The organism is Pontibacter rugosus (genome assembly GCF_042678745.1).
Classification (GTDB): Bacteria; Bacteroidota; Bacteroidia; order Cytophagales; family Hymenobacteraceae; genus Pontibacter; species Pontibacter rugosus.
This window is the reverse complement of sequence record NZ_JBHTLD010000069.1, coordinates 1-21,099: the sequence shown is the minus strand read 5'-3', so window position 1 is coordinate 21,099 and position 21,099 is coordinate 1. Positions and strand designations below refer to the sequence as shown.

Sequence of the window (21,099 nt, the reverse complement as noted above, 5' to 3'; positions counted from 1 at the left end):
CCCGGCCTCTATTCCAGATATATTAAACCTGTTCATGCTCTTGGAGATTTAGCAGCAATTGCTATTTCTTCTATAGCTTCTTATGGTTTTGCGAAAGGAGGTTATCTGGAGTATTTCGCACCAGAAAATTTTCAATTATTACTGTATTCTCTTATTTCTTGGATTGTCTGTGCCAGTCTCTTAGGCACCTATAAAGTCTATAGAGTAACAAGAATATTAAGAGTGATAGCGAATGCATTGAAAGTTGTTTTTCTATACATTCTATTGGTAGAAGCCACACTGAGTTTTTTAAATATAGAAACCTTTTCAAGGCAGTTCCTCACCTATCATTACACCATTCTGGCAGTACTAGTAATAGTCTGGAGGATAGTAGTAGTTGTAACTCTTCGCTACTTCCGAAGGAAAGGCTACAATTACCGCACTGTAATTATTGTGGGTCATAATAAGGCTGCTGAAGAATTAAAGAAGTTCTTCAAGAAGCACCCTGAATACGGATACCGGTTCCTCGGGTTCTTTGATGATCATGCGAAGGGCGAGCCTCATGTTTTAGGCTCAATAAGTGACATTGAAAATTTCGTACTCACGCATCAAGTCGACGAAATCTATTGCTGCCCCTATGAGTTACAACAGGATCAGATCCAACAGCTTTTAGGCTTTGTAGACAATAACCTGGTTCGTATGAAATTCTTACCCGAACCAGGAGAGTTTCATTTAAAGCAAATGAAGGTAGACTTTTATGACGTTTTACCTGTACTCATACTTCGGTCTATTCCTTTGGATGATGCTGCAAACAAAGTGCTGAAGCGAGGCTTTGATGTACTTTTTTCACTCCTTGTAATCATCTTCATTCTCTCCTGGCTCCTTCCTATTCTGGCAGTTATTATCCGGCTCGACTCTAAAGGTCCTATCTTATTTAAGCAGGAAAGATCAGGTATAGACAATAAAAAATTCAAGTGCTGGAAGCTCAGATCTATGTATGTCAATTCGGAGGCTAACTCACAACAGGCGCGTCGGGGAGACTCCAGGATTACACCTGTTGGTGCTTTTCTTAGGAAAACCAGCTTAGATGAATTGCCACAGTTTTTCAATGTGCTGATGGGACAAATGTCTGTGGTAGGTCCGCGCCCGCACATGCTAAAGCATACGCAAGAGTACTCGCTGATAGTTGATAAATTTATGGTTCGCCACTTTATCAAACCCGGCATTACAGGATTATCGCAGGTACGTGGTCTTAGAGGCGATACCAGTGAGGTATTCCAGATGAAGGCGAGGGTGAAACTTGACATTTTTTACCTGGAGAACTGGTCTTTGTTGCTAGACCTCAAAATCATCTTTTACACCATCTATAATGTCTTCAAAGGTGATGAACATGCCTTTTAGTGGTCTATCTACTCAAGCATATCAACTCAAATAGCCTTAGATTCCCACCTTTGCTCCACATTTACTAACTTCGCAGGCAAATCTGCAAAAGTATGAGCAAAGAGAAACCATCCATACCGAAAGGAACACGTGATTTTGGCCCGGCTGTCGTGGTTAAAAGGAACTATATATTTGGCGTCATCAAACGTACATTCGAAAAATTCGGATATCTCCCCTTAGAGACGCCTGCCATGGAGCAACTGTCGGTGCTAACAGGCAAGTATGGCGACGAAGGCGACCAGCTTATTTTCAAGATTCTAAACTCTGGTGATTTTTTAAATAAGACCAAACCGGAGGATATAGAACAGGGCAGCAAACACCTTACTCGCAAAATTTCAGAAAAAGCATTGCGCTATGACCTCACAGTGCCTTTTGCACGATTTGTGGTAATGAACCGCAACGAGATTACCTTCCCTTTCAAACGCTATCAAATTCAACCTGTTTGGCGAGCCGACCGCCCTCAGAAAGGCCGCTACCGAGAGTTTTACCAGTGCGATGCCGATGTGGTAGGCACTAACTCTTTGCTATGCGAGGCTGAAATTGTGCAGATGATAAATGGCGTGTTGACAGATCTTGGCCTCACCGACTTTACAATCAAAATCAATCATCGCGGTATACTTGCTGGCATCGCAGAGGCTATCGGTGAAAAAGGGCGTGAAGGAGATATCTGTGTAGCCATCGACAAGCTAGACAAAATCGGCCAGGAAGGAGTACGAAAAGAACTGCTGGAGCGCGGCATATCAGAAGAAGCGGTAACCAAGCTTGAGCCGCTTTACAACCTGTCGGGAACCAACGAACAAATCCTGGATCAGCTGCAAACTATACTTGGTGAAACAGCCGAAGGAAAGCGTGGCTTAAAAGACCTGCGCGAAGTATGGAATTACCTGCAGGCACTTCAAAGCGAAGCCCTCACTTCAAAAAACGAATCTGGCGAGCAGCGCTTACAGCTGGATGTAACTTTAGCCAGAGGCCTCTCCTACTACACCGGCTGCATTTTTGAGGTGAAGGTGAATAACGTAAGTATGGGCAGTATAAGCGGGGGTGGCCGTTATGATAACCTGACAGGTATGTTTGGCATGCCAGATGTTTCTGGCGTTGGTTTCTCTTTTGGGGTAGACCGCATATATGACGTGCTGGATGAACTTCAGCTGTTCCCAACCAGTAGCCAAGAAGGTAGCAAAGTATTATTGGTTCAGTTCGATAAGGAATCTGAGCAATACGCCCTGCCCCTGCTTCAACAGCTACGGGATGCAGGTATAAGCGCTGAGCTATACCCTGAAGCAGCCAAACTAAAGAAACAGATGAGCTACGCAGACCAGAAGAGCATACCATACGTGGTGCTTATTGGCTCTGAGGAAATAGCCAGTGGTAAGCTAAAGCTGCGTAACATGCAGTCTGGCGAGCAGCAGGATTTTACAATAGAAGAAATTATCAGCAATTTAAAATAAGCAGGCATGGCCCAGGTGCATTATATTTCCAGTGATTTCCTTACACTCGAAATGATCGATAAGATTTTAAATGGAAAGTACTCACTGGCTCTCTCGGAAGAAGCAGAACAAAACATAACGCAATGCCATGCTTATCTACAACAGAAAATAAAAGACACAGACCAAAGCATTTATGGCATAAACACTGGCTTTGGCTCGCTTTGCAACAAAAAAATATCACCAGCTGATCTGGAGCAACTGCAACGCAACCTCATGATGTCGCACGCTTGTGGCACAGGAGACGAAGTGCCGCAGGAAATCGTGAAGTTGATGTTGCTGCTTAAAATTCAGTCGCTCTCTTACGGGCACAGCGGCGTACAGCTGCAAACGGTCAAGCGCCTGATCGACTTTTACAATCGTGAGGTATATCCGGTGGTGTATCAACAAGGGTCTCTCGGTGCCAGCGGTGATTTAGCTCCTCTGGCGCACCTCTGCCTGCCGCTGCTTGGCTTAGGAGAAGTACAGTTTCAGGAATATAAGCTGGCAAGCGAGCATGTGCTGGAAATGTTTAGCTGGGAACCTATCTCCCTTAAAGCGAAAGAAGGTTTAGCGCTGCTGAATGGCACCCAGTTTATGAGTGCTTACGGAGTTTATACTTTGCTGATGGCTAAAAGGCTATCGCGGCAGGCTGATATGATTGCTGCTCTATCACTGGATGCTTTTGATGGCAGAACAGAACCTTTCAATGAACTGATACATAAAATTCGCCCGCACAAAGGGCAGCTGCAAACGGCAGAGGCCATGCGCGCACTACTAGATGGTAGCCAAATCGCCAATCAGGAAAAACAGCATGTGCAGGACCCCTACTCCTTCCGCTGTATACCACAGGTGCATGGCGCTTCTAAAGACGCTTTGGCCTATGTTGAGCAAGTGTTTTTAACTGAAATAAATGCCGTTACAGATAATCCGAACATTTTCCCGGATGAGGATGTGATAATATCCGGAGGCAATTTTCATGGGCAGCCGCTCGCGCTGGCACTGGACTTCCTGGCAATAGCAGTAGCCGAGCTTGGAAGTATAGCAGAACGTCGCACGTATCAGCTCATATCAGGACAACGCGGGCTGCCAGATTTTCTGGTGGCAGAGCCTGGCTTAAACTCCGGCTTCATGATCAGTCAATACACTGCTGCTTCTATTGTTAGCCAGAGCAAGCAACTCTGTACTCCTGCCTCGGTAGACTCTATCCCTTCTTCTCATAACCAGGAAGACCACGTAAGTATGGGAGCCAATGCTGCAACCAAGCTATACAAGGTAGTTCATAATACGGAGCGGATATTGGCCATTGAACTAATGAATGCAGCGCAGGCACTTGATTTCCGCCGCCCGCTTCAAAGCTCTAATCAACTGGAACAGCTAGTTAAAGGCTATCGCGGTGTAGTACCCTTTGTTTCTACTGATCGTGTGCTCCACTACGATATTAGTAGCAGCATTGAATTTCTTAGAGCTTACCCATTTTAATGTATAAGACTTAACTATAAAAGCCCTTGTAGCACATACTACAGGGGCTTTTTATTTTAGGACACAATAAATTTTCCTGCGGCACTTTATTTAAATAACTTCGTAGAGGCATCAAAACAAAGCAGCTTGAAATACTTTTTAACTATATGTCTCATTCTTTACACAGTAGCTGCTTCAGTTGCACAGTGTATAGAAGCACGTGATTCTGATGGAATTGTACGTAACACATTTTGTGTAGGCAAAACAATAAGCTTTCAGGACTGTGATAATGTTATTGATGACGACAAAGAATATTATGTTTATGACTACAAGGGAGGGGCTGATTATCTTGCTTTAGCTACCCTTGCTAAAACCCACGTCTATGAGCAGCCCGGCAGGTACAAAGTACTGCAGATAGCTAATAATGCTGGCACTACGGATACAATGTCTACTGTTATTGAAGTTAAAGCAGCTCCAGAGCCATCTTTCACCTATGCACGTTGTGCCAATAATTCGGTTAGCTATACAATCAACGATGATAATTACGATAGCTATACCCTAGATTTTGGAGACGGTCAGTCAGTTGTAACAACTGCTGGCACCACGATTACGCATACTTATACTTCAGCTGGTAGCTACTCGGTTATACTAACAGGTAAGTTTAATAACTCTGAATGCAACAATTTCTCTCAACAAGAAGTCGAGACCTTACCGGAACTTGTTAGTAATGCAACGCAAATAGATAAGATCACAGTGCTACAACAAGCAGTTTCAGGTAGAATCCAGCTGGAATTATCAAATTTAGTGCAGGGCTATAGTTATGTAGTAGAACGGTATACAGGCAACTTTAGAAACTTGTTTGAAGAAATAAGTACAGTCACAGAATTCAACGGAAGCACCCATACTTATACCCTCGAAAATGTAAATACCGATGAAGCCGTGTGGTACCTGGTTCGTCCGAAAGACGCTTGTAACAGTTCACTAAGCAATTCTAACATCCTTTCCTCTATCAGTTTAAAGCTCTCCTCAGCTGAGGAGCAAGTTACTTTGGAATGGAACAACCTGAATGTGCGAGATTTCGAAACATATGATATTTACAGAAACGGCACACTGCTAACTACCAAAGAAGGAAGTGATCGCCTATACATCGATACGGATGTTACCTGCGGCCAAACGTATGCGTATTATGTTATTGGCAGAAACGTTGATCCGGATGGGGAACCTGTTTCGTCTGTATCAACATCTTTACAAACTCAGGTTACTTCTACCACAACTCCAGAAAAGCCATACTTACTGGCAAGCTTCAACCTAGATAATCAAGTAGAAATTTCACTGCCTGGAACTACAGAAGCCGCCAACAGCACTCTTACTGTGGAGCGAAGTATAAACCAAACAACCTATCAGCCACTAGCACAGATACAGGCATTAAGTCTTACAGATACTGACCTGAGATTACAGCCTGTGTGCTACCGCGCCACCTTAACGAACGCCTGCGGCAACACATCTCCTGTAAGTAATGTGGTTTGTCCGATCATACTCCAAACAGAACAACAGCTGGATGGAAGCGTTTCCCTCTCCTGGACAGCTTACAGAGGTTTTCCGGATACTGTAGGGCAATACGTCGTAGAGGTGCTGGATGAGACTGGTACTATAGTCGCACAATATCCTGCCACTGGCAACTCCTACACCGACCGCGCCCTAAGCAACGATCTGCAGGTATTGCGCTACAGAATAAAGGCTATCTCAAAAAATGGCACCGGTGTCACATTCTCTAACATCATAGAGGTGCAGCAAGATATTAAGCTGTTTATGCCTAGTGCCTTCACGCCAAACAATGATGGGCTGAATGATGTGCTGGAAGTGAAAGGCAAATTCTTCAATGGGTATACACTACAAATTTACAACCAATTAGGCAGTTTGGTTTATGAAGGCACCGAAGCCGATGCAGCCTGGAATGGCACGCACAAAGGAAAAAAGTTAAGTGCAGGCGCGTATGCCTACATCATTACTGTTACATCCAGCTTTGGTACTACTAAGCAAAAAACAGGTACTGTTACGTTACTTCGTTAAAGCTGCCTTACAGACTTGAAGTATAAAAAAGACTTATATTTGCATCACACAGCGGTAAACCTCGTTTAGCGTTGTAAAATACCTCTAAAAGAAAAAACTATGTTTGATATGTTCGGCATGATGGGCAAGATGAAAGATGTCCAGGCCAAAATGAAAGAAGCTCAGGAAAAACTGAAGGATATTACCGTTACGGCTGAATCTGGAGCCGGATTGGTAAAAGCTACCGTTAATGGCCAGCGCCAGTTGCTCAAGATAGAGATTGATGAGTCTATTATGAATGTGAGCGACCGCGAAATGGTAAACGACTTAGTGGTTGCCGCAGTAAACAATGCCATGCTGACTGCCGGTGAGCAGGCGCAGGAAGAAATGCGCAAGTCTACTGAAGGGCTTCTTCCGAATATCCCGGGTTTAGACCTAGGCGGCTTTGGATTATAAATCAATGCATACAGCAGTTGTTATACTTAACTGGAACGGACTGCGCTATTTACAACAGTTTCTGCCATCGGTCGTGGCAAACAGCGGCAATGCTGAAATCATCGTTGCCGACAACGCCTCTACCGATGGCTCCATTGCCTTTTTACAGGAACACTTCCCGCAGGTGCGCCTTATCCTTCTGCCCGAGAACTATGGCTTTTGCGAAGGCTATAACAAAGCCCTGCAGCAAGTACAGGCTAAATACTACGTGCTGCTTAACTCTGATGTAGAGGTACCAGCAGGCTGGACAGAACCGGTGTTGCAGCTAATGGAGCAAGATGCCAGTATAGCCGTTTGCCAGCCCAAAATTCTGGCGCAGCAGCATCCTGGCTTCTTTGAATATGCAGGCGCTGGCGGTGGAATGTTAGACGCATTGGGTTACCCTTATTGCCGGGGTAGGTTATTCGAAACGCTGGAAGAAGACAAGGGGCAATATAATGATGTGCAGGAAATTTTCTGGGCAACGGGAGCCTGTATGTTTGTTCGTGCTGACGTATACCAGCAGTTAGGAGGTTTAGAGCCTGCCTTTTTCGCGCACATGGAAGAAATAGACTTCTGCTGGCGGGCCAAAAACGCAGGTTACAAGGTGATGTACAGTGGCCACAGCTGCGTATACCACGTTGGCGGGGGCACCTTGCACAAGTCAAACCCACGCAAGACCTACCTTAATTTTAGAAACGGATTGGCGCTGCTTTACAAAAACATGCCCTCATCCGAGTTAGTGCCAGGTGTGGCGCTTCGGGTGCTACTAGATTGGGTGGCGGCTTTAAGAATGCTGGTGGCTGGGCAAAAAAATGACGCGCGTGCTGTGTTTGATGCACATGCCGACCTTATCCGTAACAGAAGCTATTGGCGCAGGCGCCGCAAAGAGCAAGCGCCAAAAGGCAATTTCCCATACCTTACGGGCGTTTACAGGGGAAGTATAGTATGGGCCTATTTTATAAGGCAGAAGCGATTGGCAAAAGATCTATAGATCCCAAACCGTACTGCGCTCCCGGCGAAGGTGTTTACGTACGTTCATCAGGAAGGCGAGCATCAGGTAAATTAGTACCGGTGAGCCCATAGTCAGGAACGAAACATAAATAAATGTGAGCCTTATACTGCTGGTCGCAAAGCCTAGCTTCTTTCCCAGCATGGTGCACACACCAAATGCCTGTGATTCTATGTAATACTGAAGCCGTTTCATTTATTAGTGATTTTAATTCCGAATTTATACTTTGTTCTTCAAACATCAAAAGATTGACTTACTGAAGTTTGTAAGAGAAGATTTGAAGTTCGTTTTTGCAAGCGAATCTTAAACATACTCTAAAGCACTAACGAGCAAACAAAGTTCTTGAGTGCTTATTTTTACGACTTTAGTTAACATCAGGATATGCAACAGCTCAAAAAAAACAAAAATATATTACTCTTACTCTCTCTCTCTCTGAGTGTTGGAACTTCAAGCTGTACGCTTCAGCGCATGGTGAAGCAGGCAGAAAAGCACCAGTTCATCTCTGTAGAACCCTCTCCCCTGGTTGCGAATGGCCAGCAGGTAACCTTTGATCTCAAAGCACAAGTACCGGAAAAACTCGTGCGGGAGAAGGAAGTGTACAAGCTGGACATATATTATCTTTACGGAGACGAAAAGCGGGAGAACATTGCCACTTACAACTTTGACTTTGGCAATTTCCTCTACGAAAACCATACCCCCACCATCACCCGTCAGCTTTCTTTTCCGTATGAGCCTGCCAAAACTACTGGCCGCTTGATGGTGCAGGGCAAAGCAGTGGACAAAGAAGACGGAGACATGGCTTATACTAAACCCAAACAAGTTGCCATAGGGTTGAATACTACTCCGCTGCTATTGGTTCGTAATAATAAGTTTACGTTTGCCACCGATGAGTTTAAAGAAAGTGTGGACCAGCCTACAAGCCTGATGTTTTATTTTCAGGAGAATAAGGCCGACTTAGATCATTATATAGGCTCAAACCTGCCAACGCTTGACCAGTATGTGCTGGATAACGTGCCCACCCAAAAGATAAAAATAATCGGGTACCAATCTCCAGACGAAAAAGGAGCCAACATAGCAGCAAAGCGGGCAAAAGAATTAGAGACCTATTACCAAAAGCAGCTGAAAACGCTTGACTATAGTGGTAAAAAAGTAACCATTAGCACCGAAGTGCACAACAACGGCCTGGATGCTTTGAAAGAGAAAGTAAAGGCCTCTGCCCTTCCTAAGCTGCAAATACAGCAAGTGCTAACCATACTTAGCAGCGAAGGAAACATGAACGAAAAGCAGCTGGCGCTCCAACAAACAGAGGCTTTCGATTATTTACAGAAGTACGTCTACCCAAGTATGCGGGCCGCTGAAGTACAGGTTGACTATAACCGCAGCCGTAAGCCTGACTATGAGCTGTATGTGCTGGCAAAGCAAATTGCAGCAGAAAAAGCGGATGCTGATGCTTTAACGGAAGAAGAACTGCAATATGCTGCTACCCTAACACCGTTACTGGACGAAAAGCGAAAGCTGTATGAGGCAGCCGTTAAAACAACAGACAAGTGGCCTGCTTATTATAACCTGGGAGTAGTATACAAGGAAATGGCAGAGAAAGACTACCGCCCGAAAGCAAAACAGGCACTGCTTGCTAAAGCCATTCATAACCTGACGTATGCCGGCTTCCGTAACCCTTCTGCCAAAGTATACTACAGCCTTGCCAGCGCCTACCACCAGCACGAAGATTATATGGAGGCACTGCAAAGCTACGAGTATGCCATAAAACAAGGAGGAACTCCGGAACAGTTACAGGTTATTTTTGCCGATAAAGCTGCCCTCGAAATTCAAACAGGTCAATATGATGAAGCCATCAAAAGCCTTCGCTATGCCGGTGATAATTACCAGACAAACATGAATCTTGGGCTGAGTTATCTCCTGAAAGAAAACTATGAAGGTGCTGAAGGTTTCTATAAAAAAGCACTGGAGCAACAGCCAAACGATGCTCTTGCCTCCTACAGCCTTGCAGTGGTTGGGGCACGCACGCAAAACGAACAGATGCTGGAAGAGAATCTGCGTCGCGCTGTAAATGCCGACAGCAGCTATACGCAAAAAGCTATAGACGATCTTGAGTTTGCAGCCTTTCGAGAGAAAGCCGCTTATAAAGATGCGTTGATTCGCTAACACGAACATCAGAAAAGGCCCAAGTACATTGTTATTTCAGAGAGTTCTCTTAATTTTACTTTCTGAACCGAGATTTTAAACATCATATATGCGAAGTATACAGTTTAGAGAAGCCCTCCGTGAGGCAATGCAGGAGGAGATGCGCCGCGACGAAAGCGTGTTCCTGATGGGTGAAGAAGTAGCCGAGTACAACGGTGCTTATAAAGTTAGCCAAGGCATGCTGGACGAGTTTGGTCCTGAGCGCATCATCGATACACCTATTGCAGAACTTGGTTTTGCCGGTATCGGCGTAGGAGCTGCCATGAATGGCCTGCGCCCTATCATTGAGTTCATGACATTCAACTTCTCGCTGGTTGCTATCGACCAGGTGATTAACTCTGCTGCTAAGGTGATGTCTATGTCAGGTGGCCAGTACAGTGCCCCTATTGTATTCCGTGGCCCAACTGGCAGTGCAGGTATGTTGTCCTCTCAGCACTCTCAGAACTTTGAAAACTGGTATGCTAACACACCAGGTCTTAAAGTTGTAGTTCCTTCTAACCCTTACGATGCAAAAGGCCTCTTGAAGTCTGCTATCCGTGATAATGACCCTGTTATTTTTATGGAGTCTGAGCAGATGTACGGTGATAAAGGAGAAGTTCCAGAGGAAGAATACCTGATTCCGATTGGCGTTGCCGATATCAAACGTGAAGGATCTGACGTCACTATCGTTTCTTTCGGTAAGATGATGAAAGTAGCCCTGGCCGCTGCGGAAGAACTTGCAAAAGACGGTATCAATGCTGAAGTGATTGATTTGCGCTCTGTGCGTCCTATTGATTACAAAACGCTGATTGAGTCTGTTAAAAAGACAAACCGCATGGTAGTGGTTGAAGAGGCTTGGCCATTGGCTTCTATCTCTTCTGAGATCGCTTATCATATCCAGAGCAACGCGTTTGACTACATGGATGCTCCGGTGAAGCGTGTAACTTGCCGCGACGTTCCGCTTCCTTATGCACCAACGCTTATTGAAGCATCGCTGCCAAACATCGAGCGTACGGTTGATGCAGTTAAACAAGTAATGTATAAGAAAGCCTAAGTATAAAGTATACTTGCTTTAGAGCATACAAGCAGCGGAGCCTTACAGCTTCGCCGCTTTTGTTTTTTAGGCCTCGCAGCGTGCGCAGCTCCTGCAATTCAAAAACCTATACTTGATTTGTCATAAGCTATTCCCCCTATGATGTGGCAAGTTTAGCGTGAGCGTAACTTGTGACGGTACATGAGGCAAGTTTGTAACTTGCTTTCTGCGTGAGCAGAAAAGGCTGCTGCACCAAAGGCAAACCTTAGTTCTTGCTTCTCCTAAGCAAGGAAGTTGCAAACTTCCACCAATACAACTATAAGTAACGCTCCGCTAAACTTGCGATATAAAACTATCCTCTTCTACGCCTCTTCCCTATCTTTGCGCTATGCGTGCACGATTCATACTTGCTTTACTCCTGCTTCTTAACCTGCCCAGGCTAAGTATGGCACAAGCTCCGTTGAATACAGATACAACAACCGTAAACAAAAAGCGCCTGGTAGTGCTGGGGTCAACTTTTGCGGTAGGCTATACGGCCATGATGGTATCACTCAATCACGCCTGGTACTCCAACAAAAATCGAACAGGTTTCCATTTCTTTAACGACAACAAAGAGTGGCGGCAGATGGACAAGGCAGGGCATTTCTGGAGCGCTTTTCATGAGAGCCGTGCTGGTATAGATATGCTGCGATGGGCAGGTGTGCCAGAGAAAAAAGCCATACTTTACGGTGGGCTTTTAGGCGTAGCGTTGCAAACTCCAATCGAAATTTTTGATGGCTACCAGGCTGATTACGGAGCCTCTGTAGGTGATATGGTAGCCAACACAGCTGGTTCTGCGGCTGTGGTTGCTCAAGAACTGGCATGGCAGGAAATTCGCATCATGCCTAAATACTCCTTCCATACTACCCGTTATGCTGACATGCGCCCTAATGTGCTGGGAAGTAATTTAGGAGAGCAAGCTTTAAAAGATTACAATGGACAAACCTACTGGCTTTCAGTTGATGTAGGCGCTTTTCTGAAGGAAGAGACCAAGTATCCGAAATGGCTGAATGTTGCCGTTGGGTATGGAGCCGAGGAAATGGTGTATAATGACCCTGAAGCCAATGCAGCAGCCGGCCTTGGTACCTACCGACAGTTCTACCTTAGCCCCGACCTGAACCTGATGCACTTTAAGGGCCGTAGCAAAGTATGGAACACTGCCTTATATGTGCTCAGTATCATAAAAATACCAGCCCCGGCCTTAGAGTATAATCGCAAAAATGGGCTTAAGCTGCACCCGCTATACTTTTAGCTAAACGCTTCTCCTTTCATCATAGTCCTCCACAATTCGTATCTTTGTTAAACAGGTTGACCTGAAGCTGCCGTTTTATACTTACAGCGCATATGTAAGGTCGATTAGCAATAAACATAGAACCGAGAAACCATGAACGTAGGAGATAGAGTGCGCCTGATGTCGGGCCGAGAGGAAGGCATCATCACACGCCTTTTAGATAATAACATTGTAGAAGTAGCGATAGATAATGACTTTACCATACCTGTAGCTAAACGCGAAATAGTAGTAATTGCTGCCGAAGAAAAGCAGTTTATGCGCCAGGATGACATAGCACCTGCTCCAGCCAAAGTAAAAGCTCCTGTTGCGCCTGTACTGGCGACGCAGGGCGTATACCTGGCCCTGGTGCATCAGTCAGATGAGCTGCTGGCAGTAACGGTCATTAATAATTCTGATTATGATTTACTGTTTACCAGCGGCGAAGAGCGGGAGAATAACTACCGTGGTCTGCAAAACGATAAACTGGCCCCAAAAGCTACGCGGGTTATCACGCACTACCACCTGAAGGATTTCGAGAAGTGGCCAAATCTACTCCTCCAGTTTATGCAACACCGCAATGGCAGCCCTACTCTTTTTGAGCCAATCATCAAGCGAATCCAGTTCAAAGCCAGCTCTTTCTACAAGAGCAAGAAAACAGCGCCTATACTTAACAAAGAAGGCTACGTGTATCAGCTCGATCAAAAGCCGGTATCTGTTAACCCGGATAAAATAAAAGAGCAGTTGGCAGAAGCTATAGAAAAAAGCGAAATCTATAAACTTACAGCTCCTGAGCATGAAATAGACCTGCACATCGAGAAATTAATTGACGACCACAGCGGTATGAGCAACAGTGCCATGCTGAAACTACAGCTGGAAAAATTTCAGGATACGCTGGACAGAGCCATGGCCACCAACATGCACGAGATTGTTTTTATACATGGTGCCGGCAATGGTGTACTGCGCAAAGAGCTCCAGAAAATTCTAAGCCGTACTGCTGGCATCCAGCATTATAAAGACGCACATAAAGAAAAATTTGGCTACGGCGCTACTGTCGTAAGACTGAAATAGCTTTTTAGTTCTGAGTTCTGAGTCTTGAATTGTACAAATTACAACTCGGCACTCAGAACTCGTGACTCAGAACTAAAACCGAACCGCAGGTGAGGATTTATTGTTATCTTTGCCACAGAACAAAGTATCAACGACAAGCCGTCTTATCGCTGCCCTTTATGGGGAGAGGAAAGTCCGGGCAACACAGAGCATCCTACTTCCTAACGGGAAGGGTCCTGCGCAAGCGGGATACAGCCAGTGCCACAGAAAATAACCGCCAGCCTTGTGCTGGTAAGGGTGAAAAGGTGCGGTAAGAGCGCACCAGCGGCTGGGTGACCAGTCCGGCTGGGTAAACCTTAGGAGTTGAAAGACCAAATAGGCTGACAGCGCCTCGCTTCGGCGGGGCTAAGGGCTGCTCGTCCGATGTCAGTGGGTAGGTCGATGGAGCCTGCGCGCGAGTGCAGGCCTAGATAAATGATAAGACGCTGTACCTTCGGGTGTGGCGACAGAACCCGGCTTACAGGCTTGTCGTTGATGTTTTGTTTATACTTCTTAGTTTATTATTTCTAGCGCAAGCGTCCGCTTGAGCTCAATCATCTCCATTTCTTTTATACTTCATATATCCCCTCTAGCAGTTTCAGATAGTAGTTTTAGCGCCAGTTACAAACTGGCATTACATAAAGCCACAAGTTTCGCTATCGCTAAACTTGCGGCATGAAGAATGAATACGGGCAGGTATAAGTCGGCACCAGCAAAGTCAAAATTGAATGACCGCTAAACTTGTAGTTTATAGTTAGCACAACCCAGGCACAAGTGGACGCTTGCGCCATAGTATACTTAGCTGCGATCACAGGATTTGCATCACCAATGCTAAAGCAAGTATAAAACAGCATCTATACTTTTAACTCTTCAAAATTCTGCCCATCCTTCTTCTCATCCCGTAAATCCTGATTCAGACATTTTCCTTATTTTTACAGGAAGCAATAAGAACGATACATGGCAACAGCGAAAGACCCGGCTCTGGAGATACAGGAGCTGACGCAACAGATAAATCACCTGAATTACGAATACTACCAGAACAGCATTTCAGAGGTATCTGACTTTGAGTTCGACCAAATGCTGAAGCGACTGGAGGCACTGGAGGCACAACACCCTGAGCTGCGTCTGCCCCACTCCCCTACCCAGCGCGTGGGCGGTACGGTTACCAAAAACTTTGATACCGTTTACCACAAATGGCCCATGCTCTCGCTTAGCAACACCTATTCTGAAGAAGACTTGCGTGAGTTTGATAAGCGCGTTCGTAAAATAGTAGGCGATGAAGTGGAGTATGTATGCGAGCAGAAGTTTGACGGTGTAGCCATCAGCCTGACCTACGAGAACGGCAAGTTTGTGCAGGGTGCTACCCGTGGGGACGGCACCCGTGGTGATAACATCACAGCCAACGTACGCACCATACATGATGTGCCGCTGCAGGCACACGGAGAAGGTTACCCAGAACTTTTCGAGGTGCGTGGCGAAGTATTTATGCCTTTTCAGGTGTTTGAGCAGCTAAATATTGAACGCGAGGAAACAGGCGAGCAACTGTTGGCTAACCCGCGTAATGCTACCTCCGGAACGCTGAAACAACAGGATTCCGCCGTAGTAGCCAGCCGTAAACTGGGTTGTTTCTCCTATAGCTTCCACACCGATAAAATACTTTTTGATACACATTCTGAAAGTCTGCAGGCCATACAGAAATGGGGCTTCAAAGTATCTGAAACGTGGCGCAAATGCGGTAGCATTGAGGATGTAATGGCCTACATTAATGAGTGGGAAACGAAACGTTTTGAGCTGCCTATCGCCACTGACGGTGTGGTAGTCAAGGTAAATAGCTATGCGCTGCAGGAAGAGCTCGGATTTACAGCCAAGAGCCCGCGTTGGGCCATTGCTTATAAATATGCGGCAGAAAACTCCGCCACAAAATTAATTGGTATCGAATATCAAGTAGGCAGAACAGGTGCTGTAACACCCGTAGCCATACTTGACAAAGTTCAGCTTGCCGGAACCGTAGTTAAGCGAGCTTCTGTTCACAACGCCAACGAAATTCAGCGCCTCGACCTGCGCCTGGGCGATATGGTTTTTGTGGAGAAAGGCGGTGAGATTATCCCTAAAATCACCGGAGTCGATTTTGAGAAACGCCCTGCCGATAGCCAGCCTATACTTTACCCTACCCACTGCCCTGCCTGTGGCACCGAACTGGTACGCTCAGAAGGCGAGGCGAACTTCTACTGTCCAAACGATAAAGGCTGCCCGCCACAGATAAAATCTAAGCTAGAGCACTTTATCTCCCGCAAGGCAATGAACATTGATGGCTTAGGCCCTGAAACCATTGAGCAGCTTTATGCTACGGGTCTGGTAAAAAACGCAGCTGACCTCTACGACCTGACGTTTGAACAACTGGTTGAGTTGGAGCGAATGGGTGAGAAATCAGCCAATAACATTATGCAAAGCCTGGAGAAATCGAAAGCCACTCCTTACGACCGTGTCCTGTTTGCACTAGGAATTAGATTTGTGGGAAGCACGGTAGCCAAAAAACTGTCCCAGGATTTGCCGGATTTGGAGGCTTTACGTGGCGCTACTTTTGAAGAATTGATTGCCATTAATGAAATAGGTGAGCGCATTGCCCGTTCTATACTTGCCTACTTCCAAGACCCGGACAATATAATGTTAGTGGAGCGTCTGAAAGCTGCCGGACTGCAATTTAAATCAGAGAATACAGCACCAGCAGTACAGAGCGATCGCTTAGCCGGCCAGACATTCGTAATTTCCGGAGTTTTTGAAACCGTTAGCCGCGAGGAACTACAGCAACTCATCATCAGCCATGGTGGCAAAGTAGTAAGCTCTATTTCCAAAAAGCTTTCTTACCTGGTTGCCGGCGATAAAATGGGTCCATCTAAACTGGAGAAAGCGGAAAGTCTCGGCATTTCCATACTTAGCGAAGAAGAATTTTTAAGAACAATTACTGAATAACTGAAAAATGATCAATGGGTAAAATGGCGCTTGTAGTCATTCCTGTTGATCATTCTTTATTACAAAAGCGACTATTATCGGGTCAGAAGATACACCTTTGGGGTAGCTCGAAATAAGTACACGGACAAATTTAGTTTGACCTATTTTATTATCCTGAAAGGATCTTGTTGATATAGGGTCCCTTCCCCCACAAGGCGCAAAAGCGTAACTTCCGGGGGAAGGGGCCCTATACTTATAGCAGGATTCTTACACAATGACAGGTAGTATGCTTAAAGTTGATGCCGGCCCTATACTTAGCCGAGTATAAATACCAACAGAGTCAATGCCAGACTCAGCAGAACTTCTTCAGCGAAAAAGATGCTCTCAACGGTCAGGTTTGTACCCAATGCCATTGGTGAGGCTGGAAGGCAATGCTTAGAATCAGACCTCAACCTGATCATATAAACCAGAAAGCAAAGAAGTGCGAACCCGTGCCAGACACTCTATTCCTGCTTTACCGCCCTCAAAACAAAGCTTTGGTAGAAACAATAGCCAATTTGGTATATAGATCAGCTTCAAAATAAGTATAGTGCTGTACTTTGATTATATTTAAAGGATAATAGCAGTGCCCTACAGCATCTTAAACTGTAAACGAGCTGCTCTATACCTGCATCACCTAATCTCACAACATTGCCAAACACTAGTATAATCTTAAATAAAGAACCGCTCAAAAAACGTTATACCATAGCGTTACATGCCGTGGTATGGCTTCTGTTTGAGACGTGGGTGTTTTACTTTCTGTATGGCAACAGCTCCCTCACCTTCAACAAAGTAATAGATGTGCTGGTGGGCACGTTGTTTAACGTAGGCATATTTTATTTTAACTGGTATGTGCTGATCCCGAAGTACCTGGCACGAAATCACATCTTGCTATACATAGCAGCCGTGCTTACCACTTTATTAGGTATAGCTATGCTTCGGGCCCCACTCGACTTTTATTTTTTCCGGGAGTATGCCACCTTGTACAGCTACGAGCGCATGGTGCAGTACATGATGGGAGGACTGGTGCTCATCTTTATTTCCTCGGCACTTAAGGTAACCGGCAACTACATCCGAAACGAGAGGCGCAACAAAGAACTGGAAACGCAGAAACTGACGGCAGAGCTGGCATTTTTAAAGTCGCAGGTAAATCCGCACTTTCTGTTTAATACACTCAACAACATATACTCACTGGCCTACAAGCAGCACCCTGAAACACCAGATGCCATCATGAAGCTATCGCTGCTGATGCGCTATATGCTTTATGAAAGCAATGATATTTTGGTGAGCCTGGAAAAAGAAGTAGACCATATCCGGAATTTTATAGATTTGCAAAAGCTGCGCCTACGGGAGCACACAAGTATAAAGTTTAACATCCAGGGAGAGCTACAGGGTAAGCAGATCGCTCCTATGCTCCTGATGACTTTGGTTGAAAATGCCTTCAAGCATGGGCTTGTGAGTAAAAACGAGATAGGTATTATACTTAACCTGGTGGTGCAGCAAGACTCGCTGTTGTTTAGCACCATTAACAATACAAGCCAGCATAAAAAAAGAGAGTTTGGCGGTATAGGCCTCGAAAACCTGAAGCGCCGCCTGAACCTGTTGTATAACAGGCGGCATGAACTGATTTTTGAAGAAAAAGAAGGAATATTTTACGCTACGCTTAAATTATACTTTAGCCAACTAGAAAAATAAAACTATGATTATCCGCTGCCTAGCCATCGATGATGAACCATTAGCACTTGATATTATCGAGAGCTATGTGAGCAAATTGCCTTTTCTGCAACTTGTAAAAACCTGCTCCAGTGCTACCGAGGCCATGCAGGTACTACAGGAAGAACAGGTAGACCTGATTTTTCTGGACATTGAGATGCCTGAGCTAACAGGTATTCAGTTCCTAAACATACTGAAGCACCAGCCGCTGGTTATTTTTACAACCGCATATCCCGATTACGCCCTGGAAGGCTTTAACCAGGATGCGGTGGATTACCTGCTCAAGCCGATCCCTTTTGATAGATTTCTGAAAGCAGTAACCAAAGCACAGGAACGCCTGCAGCGCGACAAAGGGAAAAACTCCTCTGCACCAACACCTGCCCCAACACATGAGCAGGATTTTATGTTTGTAAAGGCAGACTACAAAACAATTCGTGTTGATTTCAAAGATATCCTCTGGATTGAGGGCTTGAAGGACTATATCATCATTCAGATAAAAGAGCAGAAGATCATCACGTTGCTATCCATGAATAAAATGATGGAGAAACTATCTGATGCCAAATTTCTGCGGGTCCACCGTTCCTTTATCGTTTCGCTTCAGAAGATAGACAGTATAGAGAAAAGCCGCATCCGTATTGGCAGCAAAGAGATTCCGATTGGTGAAGTATACAAGGAGCAGTTTTTAAAGTGGGTAGAAGAAAATAACATCCAATAATAATTTTGAAGTATAAATTCGGGCCCTGATTGGCGTTGCAACACTCTTTTAGACATTTGCAGAAGTCATTACATAGTTCGTAATTCGTAGTTCATAACTGATGAAGATGATTAAAGATACTTTAAAAGGAACAGGCGTAGCGCTGATAACGCCTTTTACCCAAGACTTAGCCGTTGATTACAAGGCACTGCACAAGCTCCTGGATTTTGTGATAGATGGCGGAGTTAATTACCTGGTTATAAATGGCACCACTGCAGAATCTGTAACCACCACCACCGATGAAAAGGCGGAGATTTTACAGTTTATAAAAAAGCATGTAAACGGGCGCGTGCCGCTTGTTTACGGCTTGGGCGGCAACAACACACAACATGTTTTAGACACTATAGCTGCTACTGACCTTGAAGGTATAGCGGCTATTTTATCTGTAAGCCCTTATTACAATAAACCGTCGCAACAAGGTATATACCAGCACTATATACAGGTTGCTAATACCTCTCCGGTGCCTGTTATACTTTATAATGTACCCGGCCGCACAGGCAGCAATGTATCGGCAGAAACAACGCTAAAGCTTGCCTCGCACCAAAACATCATTGGCACCAAAGAAGCATCAGGCAACCTGGAGCAGTGTATGGTGATCGCAAAACACAAGCCAGAGAACTTTATGCTTATTAGCGGCGACGATCTGCTAACGGTACCGATGATTTCTTTCGGGGCTGTCGGTGTGATATCAGTACTTGCGAATGCTTTTCCGGGCAAATTCACTAATATGGTTCGCTTAGCACTTGAGGGTAATTTCAAAGAATCCTCTAACCTCCTGCTTGATTTTGTGGATATGAACCCGTTGATGTATGAAGAAGGCAATCCTGTAGGCGTGAAAGCTGTGTTACAGCGATTTGGTGTATGTGGCGCTGCTGTCAGGCTTCCGCTGATAGAAGCAACAGCTGGCCTAAAAGACAGACTATTCAAGCTATTCTAGTGCTTATATTCATACATAAAAAAGGCTGCCTGAAGATACAGGCAGCCTTTTTTATGTATGAATATCTTACTTTACTCACAGCGGTAAGAGTAGGTATAAGTAACTGTTTTGCCGTTGTTGTATGTCATGTCAGCACGTGTGGGATAGCCTTTGTCATTATAAGTATACGCTGTCGTATAGCTAACATCAGCCACATCTTCTTTGGCTGTGTTAGTGGCCGTAAGGCTTAGCAAGTTATTTTTGCCCGGATACCCGATACCTGGTCGCTTGATATAGAAAGCAGGTACAGACGAAAGTGGCGCCCGCAAAGAATCTGTAGTAAAAGTGGCATTGTAGCTTTGGCTACTCACCTGCTTTGACACTGCCACAGACACTGGACCATTAACCGGATAAGTGAAACTGATTTTCTGAGTCTGCTTTTGCTGATTGTCCAGGTAATTGAAGTCAGTGGCAGCTTGCAGGCTTCCGTTGATATTATATTGTGCCTGGAAAGTAGCCAGGCGATGATTGACACCAAGCGCAAGTTGCTGCCACACAACATACCTAGATAAGCGCCCCTGCGGGTTATAACTGTATACAGTATAGCTAATTTGTTCGTTATCAGGCCCAAAATAGTTTTCTCTGCTTAGCCTGCCTGCCGAATTATACTCGTAGGTGCGGGTTGCCACCAGCTTGTCATTTTCTACATGCGCTGTCTCTATTACCTGGTTCTGATCATTATAAGTATAAACAACCTTAGTTTTTAATGAATCAGAGGTTACAACCTGCTCCTGAAGATAGCAGAAGCTGGTTGGTTCTGGCTCCTGAATGGGAGTAGGCGCATCATCTCCTGAGCAAGCTCCCAAAAGCAACAGGCATAGTATAGGTATGAGCAGTCTTAATTTCATAAACAAATGTATAGCACTACGAAGATAAACGAAACACTGCTTTCAAACCATATAATTCCTTGTTATTACTTTTCTGGATTTACTTACCTTCATTTCCGGCTACAGTAAATAGCTGATTTATGAGTGGTAGCTCATTTTATAACCCATTGTATCCCCTCTTAATCAGGAGGTTAACTTTATTCTGAAGTATAAAACAAAAGCTATCCTTCTGGAAGAAACCTGATAAAGTTATTCCGTCTCACTGGTAGTAGAAGAGGCTACATCAAACTGATACTTCATCCCTTGCATCAAGTCGCCTGTTAAGGAAGCTGACTTCTATTATTATTTTTTTAT

At 45.0% G+C, this 21,099-nt stretch carries 16 protein-coding genes and 1 other RNA gene; 15 read left to right on the top strand and 2 right to left on the bottom strand.

Going from position 1 to position 21,099, the window contains the following annotated elements; all coding sequences use genetic code 11:
* The 6 genes from ACFQ2O_RS09535 to ACFQ2O_RS09510 form a co-directional block, all read left to right on the top strand.
* Positions 1 to 1,380: undecaprenyl-phosphate glucose phosphotransferase (locus ACFQ2O_RS09535; RefSeq protein WP_377526355.1), on the top strand; the 1,380-nt coding region annotated here is incomplete at its 5' end.
* Positions 1,381 to 1,472: 92 nt separating this feature from the next.
* Complete coding sequence (gene hisS / locus ACFQ2O_RS09530; protein WP_377526352.1) at positions 1,473 to 2,867, top strand: histidine--tRNA ligase; 1,395 nt, start codon at positions 1,473 to 1,475, stop codon at positions 2,865 to 2,867.
* Between the two features lie 6 nt (positions 2,868 to 2,873).
* Positions 2,874 to 4,364, top strand: a complete 1,491-nt coding sequence (gene hutH / locus ACFQ2O_RS09525) for a histidine ammonia-lyase (RefSeq protein WP_377526349.1) — start codon at positions 2,874 to 2,876, stop codon at positions 4,362 to 4,364.
* A 126-nt stretch (positions 4,365 to 4,490) separates the two neighbouring features.
* Positions 4,491 to 6,413, top strand: a complete 1,923-nt coding sequence (locus tag ACFQ2O_RS09520; protein WP_377526346.1) for a gliding motility-associated C-terminal domain-containing protein — start codon at positions 4,491 to 4,493, stop codon at positions 6,411 to 6,413.
* A gap of 99 nt (positions 6,414 to 6,512) precedes the next feature.
* Complete coding sequence (locus ACFQ2O_RS09515) at positions 6,513 to 6,848, top strand: YbaB/EbfC family nucleoid-associated protein (protein ID WP_377526342.1); 336 nt, start codon at positions 6,513 to 6,515, stop codon at positions 6,846 to 6,848.
* A gap of 4 nt (positions 6,849 to 6,852) precedes the next feature.
* On the top strand, positions 6,853 to 7,860 hold the full coding sequence (locus ACFQ2O_RS09510; RefSeq protein WP_377526339.1) for a glycosyltransferase family 2 protein: 1,008 nt from the start codon (positions 6,853 to 6,855) through the stop codon (positions 7,858 to 7,860).
* Here ACFQ2O_RS09510 and ACFQ2O_RS09505 read toward each other — a convergent pair.
* Complete coding sequence (locus ACFQ2O_RS09505) at positions 7,855 to 8,073, bottom strand: PspC domain-containing protein (RefSeq protein WP_377526336.1); 219 nt, start codon at positions 8,071 to 8,073, stop codon at positions 7,855 to 7,857. The two genes, ACFQ2O_RS09510 and ACFQ2O_RS09505, sit on opposite strands and share 6 nt — an antisense overlap.
* Positions 8,074 to 8,346: 273 nt before the next feature.
* Here ACFQ2O_RS09505 and ACFQ2O_RS09500 point away from each other — a divergent pair, with 273 nt between their 5' ends.
* From ACFQ2O_RS09500 to dapA, 9 genes are all read left to right on the top strand, one after another.
* Positions 8,347 to 10,041 (top strand): tetratricopeptide repeat protein, encoded by a 1,695-nt coding sequence (locus tag ACFQ2O_RS09500; RefSeq protein ID WP_377526333.1) that lies wholly within the window; start codon positions 8,347 to 8,349, stop codon positions 10,039 to 10,041.
* An 88-nt stretch (positions 10,042 to 10,129) separates the two neighbouring features.
* Entirely contained in the window at positions 10,130 to 11,113 is a 984-nt protein-coding gene (locus ACFQ2O_RS09495) for a pyruvate dehydrogenase complex E1 component subunit beta (protein ID WP_377526330.1), read from the top strand.
* A 367-nt stretch (positions 11,114 to 11,480) separates the two neighbouring features.
* On the top strand, positions 11,481 to 12,383 hold the full coding sequence (locus ACFQ2O_RS09490) for a DUF2279 domain-containing protein (RefSeq protein ID WP_377526327.1): 903 nt from the start codon (positions 11,481 to 11,483) through the stop codon (positions 12,381 to 12,383).
* A 132-nt stretch (positions 12,384 to 12,515) separates the two neighbouring features.
* Entirely contained in the window at positions 12,516 to 13,469 is a 954-nt protein-coding gene (locus ACFQ2O_RS09485; protein WP_377526324.1) for a Smr/MutS family protein, read from the top strand.
* Positions 13,470 to 13,599: 130 nt separating this feature from the next.
* Positions 13,600 to 13,984, top strand: an RNA gene (rnpB, locus tag ACFQ2O_RS09480) — RNase P RNA component class A.
* 460 nt (positions 13,985 to 14,444) lie between these two features.
* A complete protein-coding gene (ligA, locus tag ACFQ2O_RS09475; RefSeq protein WP_377526321.1) occupies positions 14,445 to 16,457 on the top strand; it encodes an NAD-dependent DNA ligase LigA in 2,013 nt (670 codons plus the stop codon).
* Positions 16,458 to 17,195: 738 nt separating this feature from the next.
* Positions 17,196 to 18,170 (top strand): sensor histidine kinase, encoded by a 975-nt coding sequence (locus tag ACFQ2O_RS09470; RefSeq protein ID WP_377526318.1) that lies wholly within the window; start codon positions 17,196 to 17,198, stop codon positions 18,168 to 18,170.
* A gap of 4 nt (positions 18,171 to 18,174) precedes the next feature.
* Positions 18,175 to 18,903, top strand: a complete 729-nt coding sequence (locus ACFQ2O_RS09465) for a LytR/AlgR family response regulator transcription factor (RefSeq protein ID WP_377526315.1) — start codon at positions 18,175 to 18,177, stop codon at positions 18,901 to 18,903.
* Between the two features lie 106 nt (positions 18,904 to 19,009).
* The gene (dapA, locus tag ACFQ2O_RS09460) at positions 19,010 to 19,879 is read left to right on the top strand and encodes a 4-hydroxy-tetrahydrodipicolinate synthase (protein ID WP_377526358.1); all 870 of its coding nucleotides are present in this window, start codon (positions 19,010 to 19,012) and stop codon (positions 19,877 to 19,879) included.
* A 71-nt stretch (positions 19,880 to 19,950) separates the two neighbouring features.
* Here the strand turns inward: dapA and ACFQ2O_RS09455 are convergent, their stop codons facing one another.
* Positions 19,951 to 20,766, bottom strand: coding sequence for a hypothetical protein (locus ACFQ2O_RS09455; protein ID WP_377526312.1), 816 nt, complete (start codon positions 20,764 to 20,766; stop codon positions 19,951 to 19,953).
* Positions 20,767 to 21,099: the final 333 nt, after the last annotated feature.

What these genes read in the sequence shown, in the direction of transcription:
- hisS (WP_377526352.1), top strand. Translation starts at nt 1,473, where the DNA reads ATGAGCAAAGAGAAACCATCCATACCGAAAGGAACACGTGATTTTGGC.
- hutH (WP_377526349.1), top strand. Translation starts at nt 2,874, where the DNA reads ATGGCCCAGGTGCATTATATTTCCAGTGATTTCCTTACACTCGAAATG.
- ACFQ2O_RS09515 (WP_377526342.1), top strand. Translation starts at nt 6,513, where the DNA reads ATGTTTGATATGTTCGGCATGATGGGCAAGATGAAAGATGTCCAGGCC.
- ACFQ2O_RS09510 (WP_377526339.1), top strand. Translation starts at nt 6,853, where the DNA reads ATGCATACAGCAGTTGTTATACTTAACTGGAACGGACTGCGCTATTTA.
- ACFQ2O_RS09505 (WP_377526336.1), bottom strand. Translation starts at nt 8,073, where the DNA reads ATGAAACGGCTTCAGTATTACATAGAATCACAGGCATTTGGTGTGTGC.
- ACFQ2O_RS09500 (WP_377526333.1), top strand. Translation starts at nt 8,347, where the DNA reads ATGGTGAAGCAGGCAGAAAAGCACCAGTTCATCTCTGTAGAACCCTCT.
- ACFQ2O_RS09495 (WP_377526330.1), top strand. Translation starts at nt 10,130, where the DNA reads ATGCGAAGTATACAGTTTAGAGAAGCCCTCCGTGAGGCAATGCAGGAG.
- ACFQ2O_RS09490 (WP_377526327.1), top strand. Translation starts at nt 11,481, where the DNA reads ATGCGTGCACGATTCATACTTGCTTTACTCCTGCTTCTTAACCTGCCC.
- ACFQ2O_RS09485 (WP_377526324.1), top strand. Translation starts at nt 12,516, where the DNA reads ATGAACGTAGGAGATAGAGTGCGCCTGATGTCGGGCCGAGAGGAAGGC.
- ligA (WP_377526321.1), top strand. Translation starts at nt 14,445, where the DNA reads ATGGCAACAGCGAAAGACCCGGCTCTGGAGATACAGGAGCTGACGCAA.
- ACFQ2O_RS09465 (WP_377526315.1), top strand. Translation starts at nt 18,175, where the DNA reads ATGATTATCCGCTGCCTAGCCATCGATGATGAACCATTAGCACTTGAT.
- dapA (WP_377526358.1), top strand. Translation starts at nt 19,010, where the DNA reads ATGATTAAAGATACTTTAAAAGGAACAGGCGTAGCGCTGATAACGCCT.
- ACFQ2O_RS09455 (WP_377526312.1), bottom strand. Translation starts at nt 20,766, where the DNA reads ATGAAATTAAGACTGCTCATACCTATACTATGCCTGTTGCTTTTGGGA.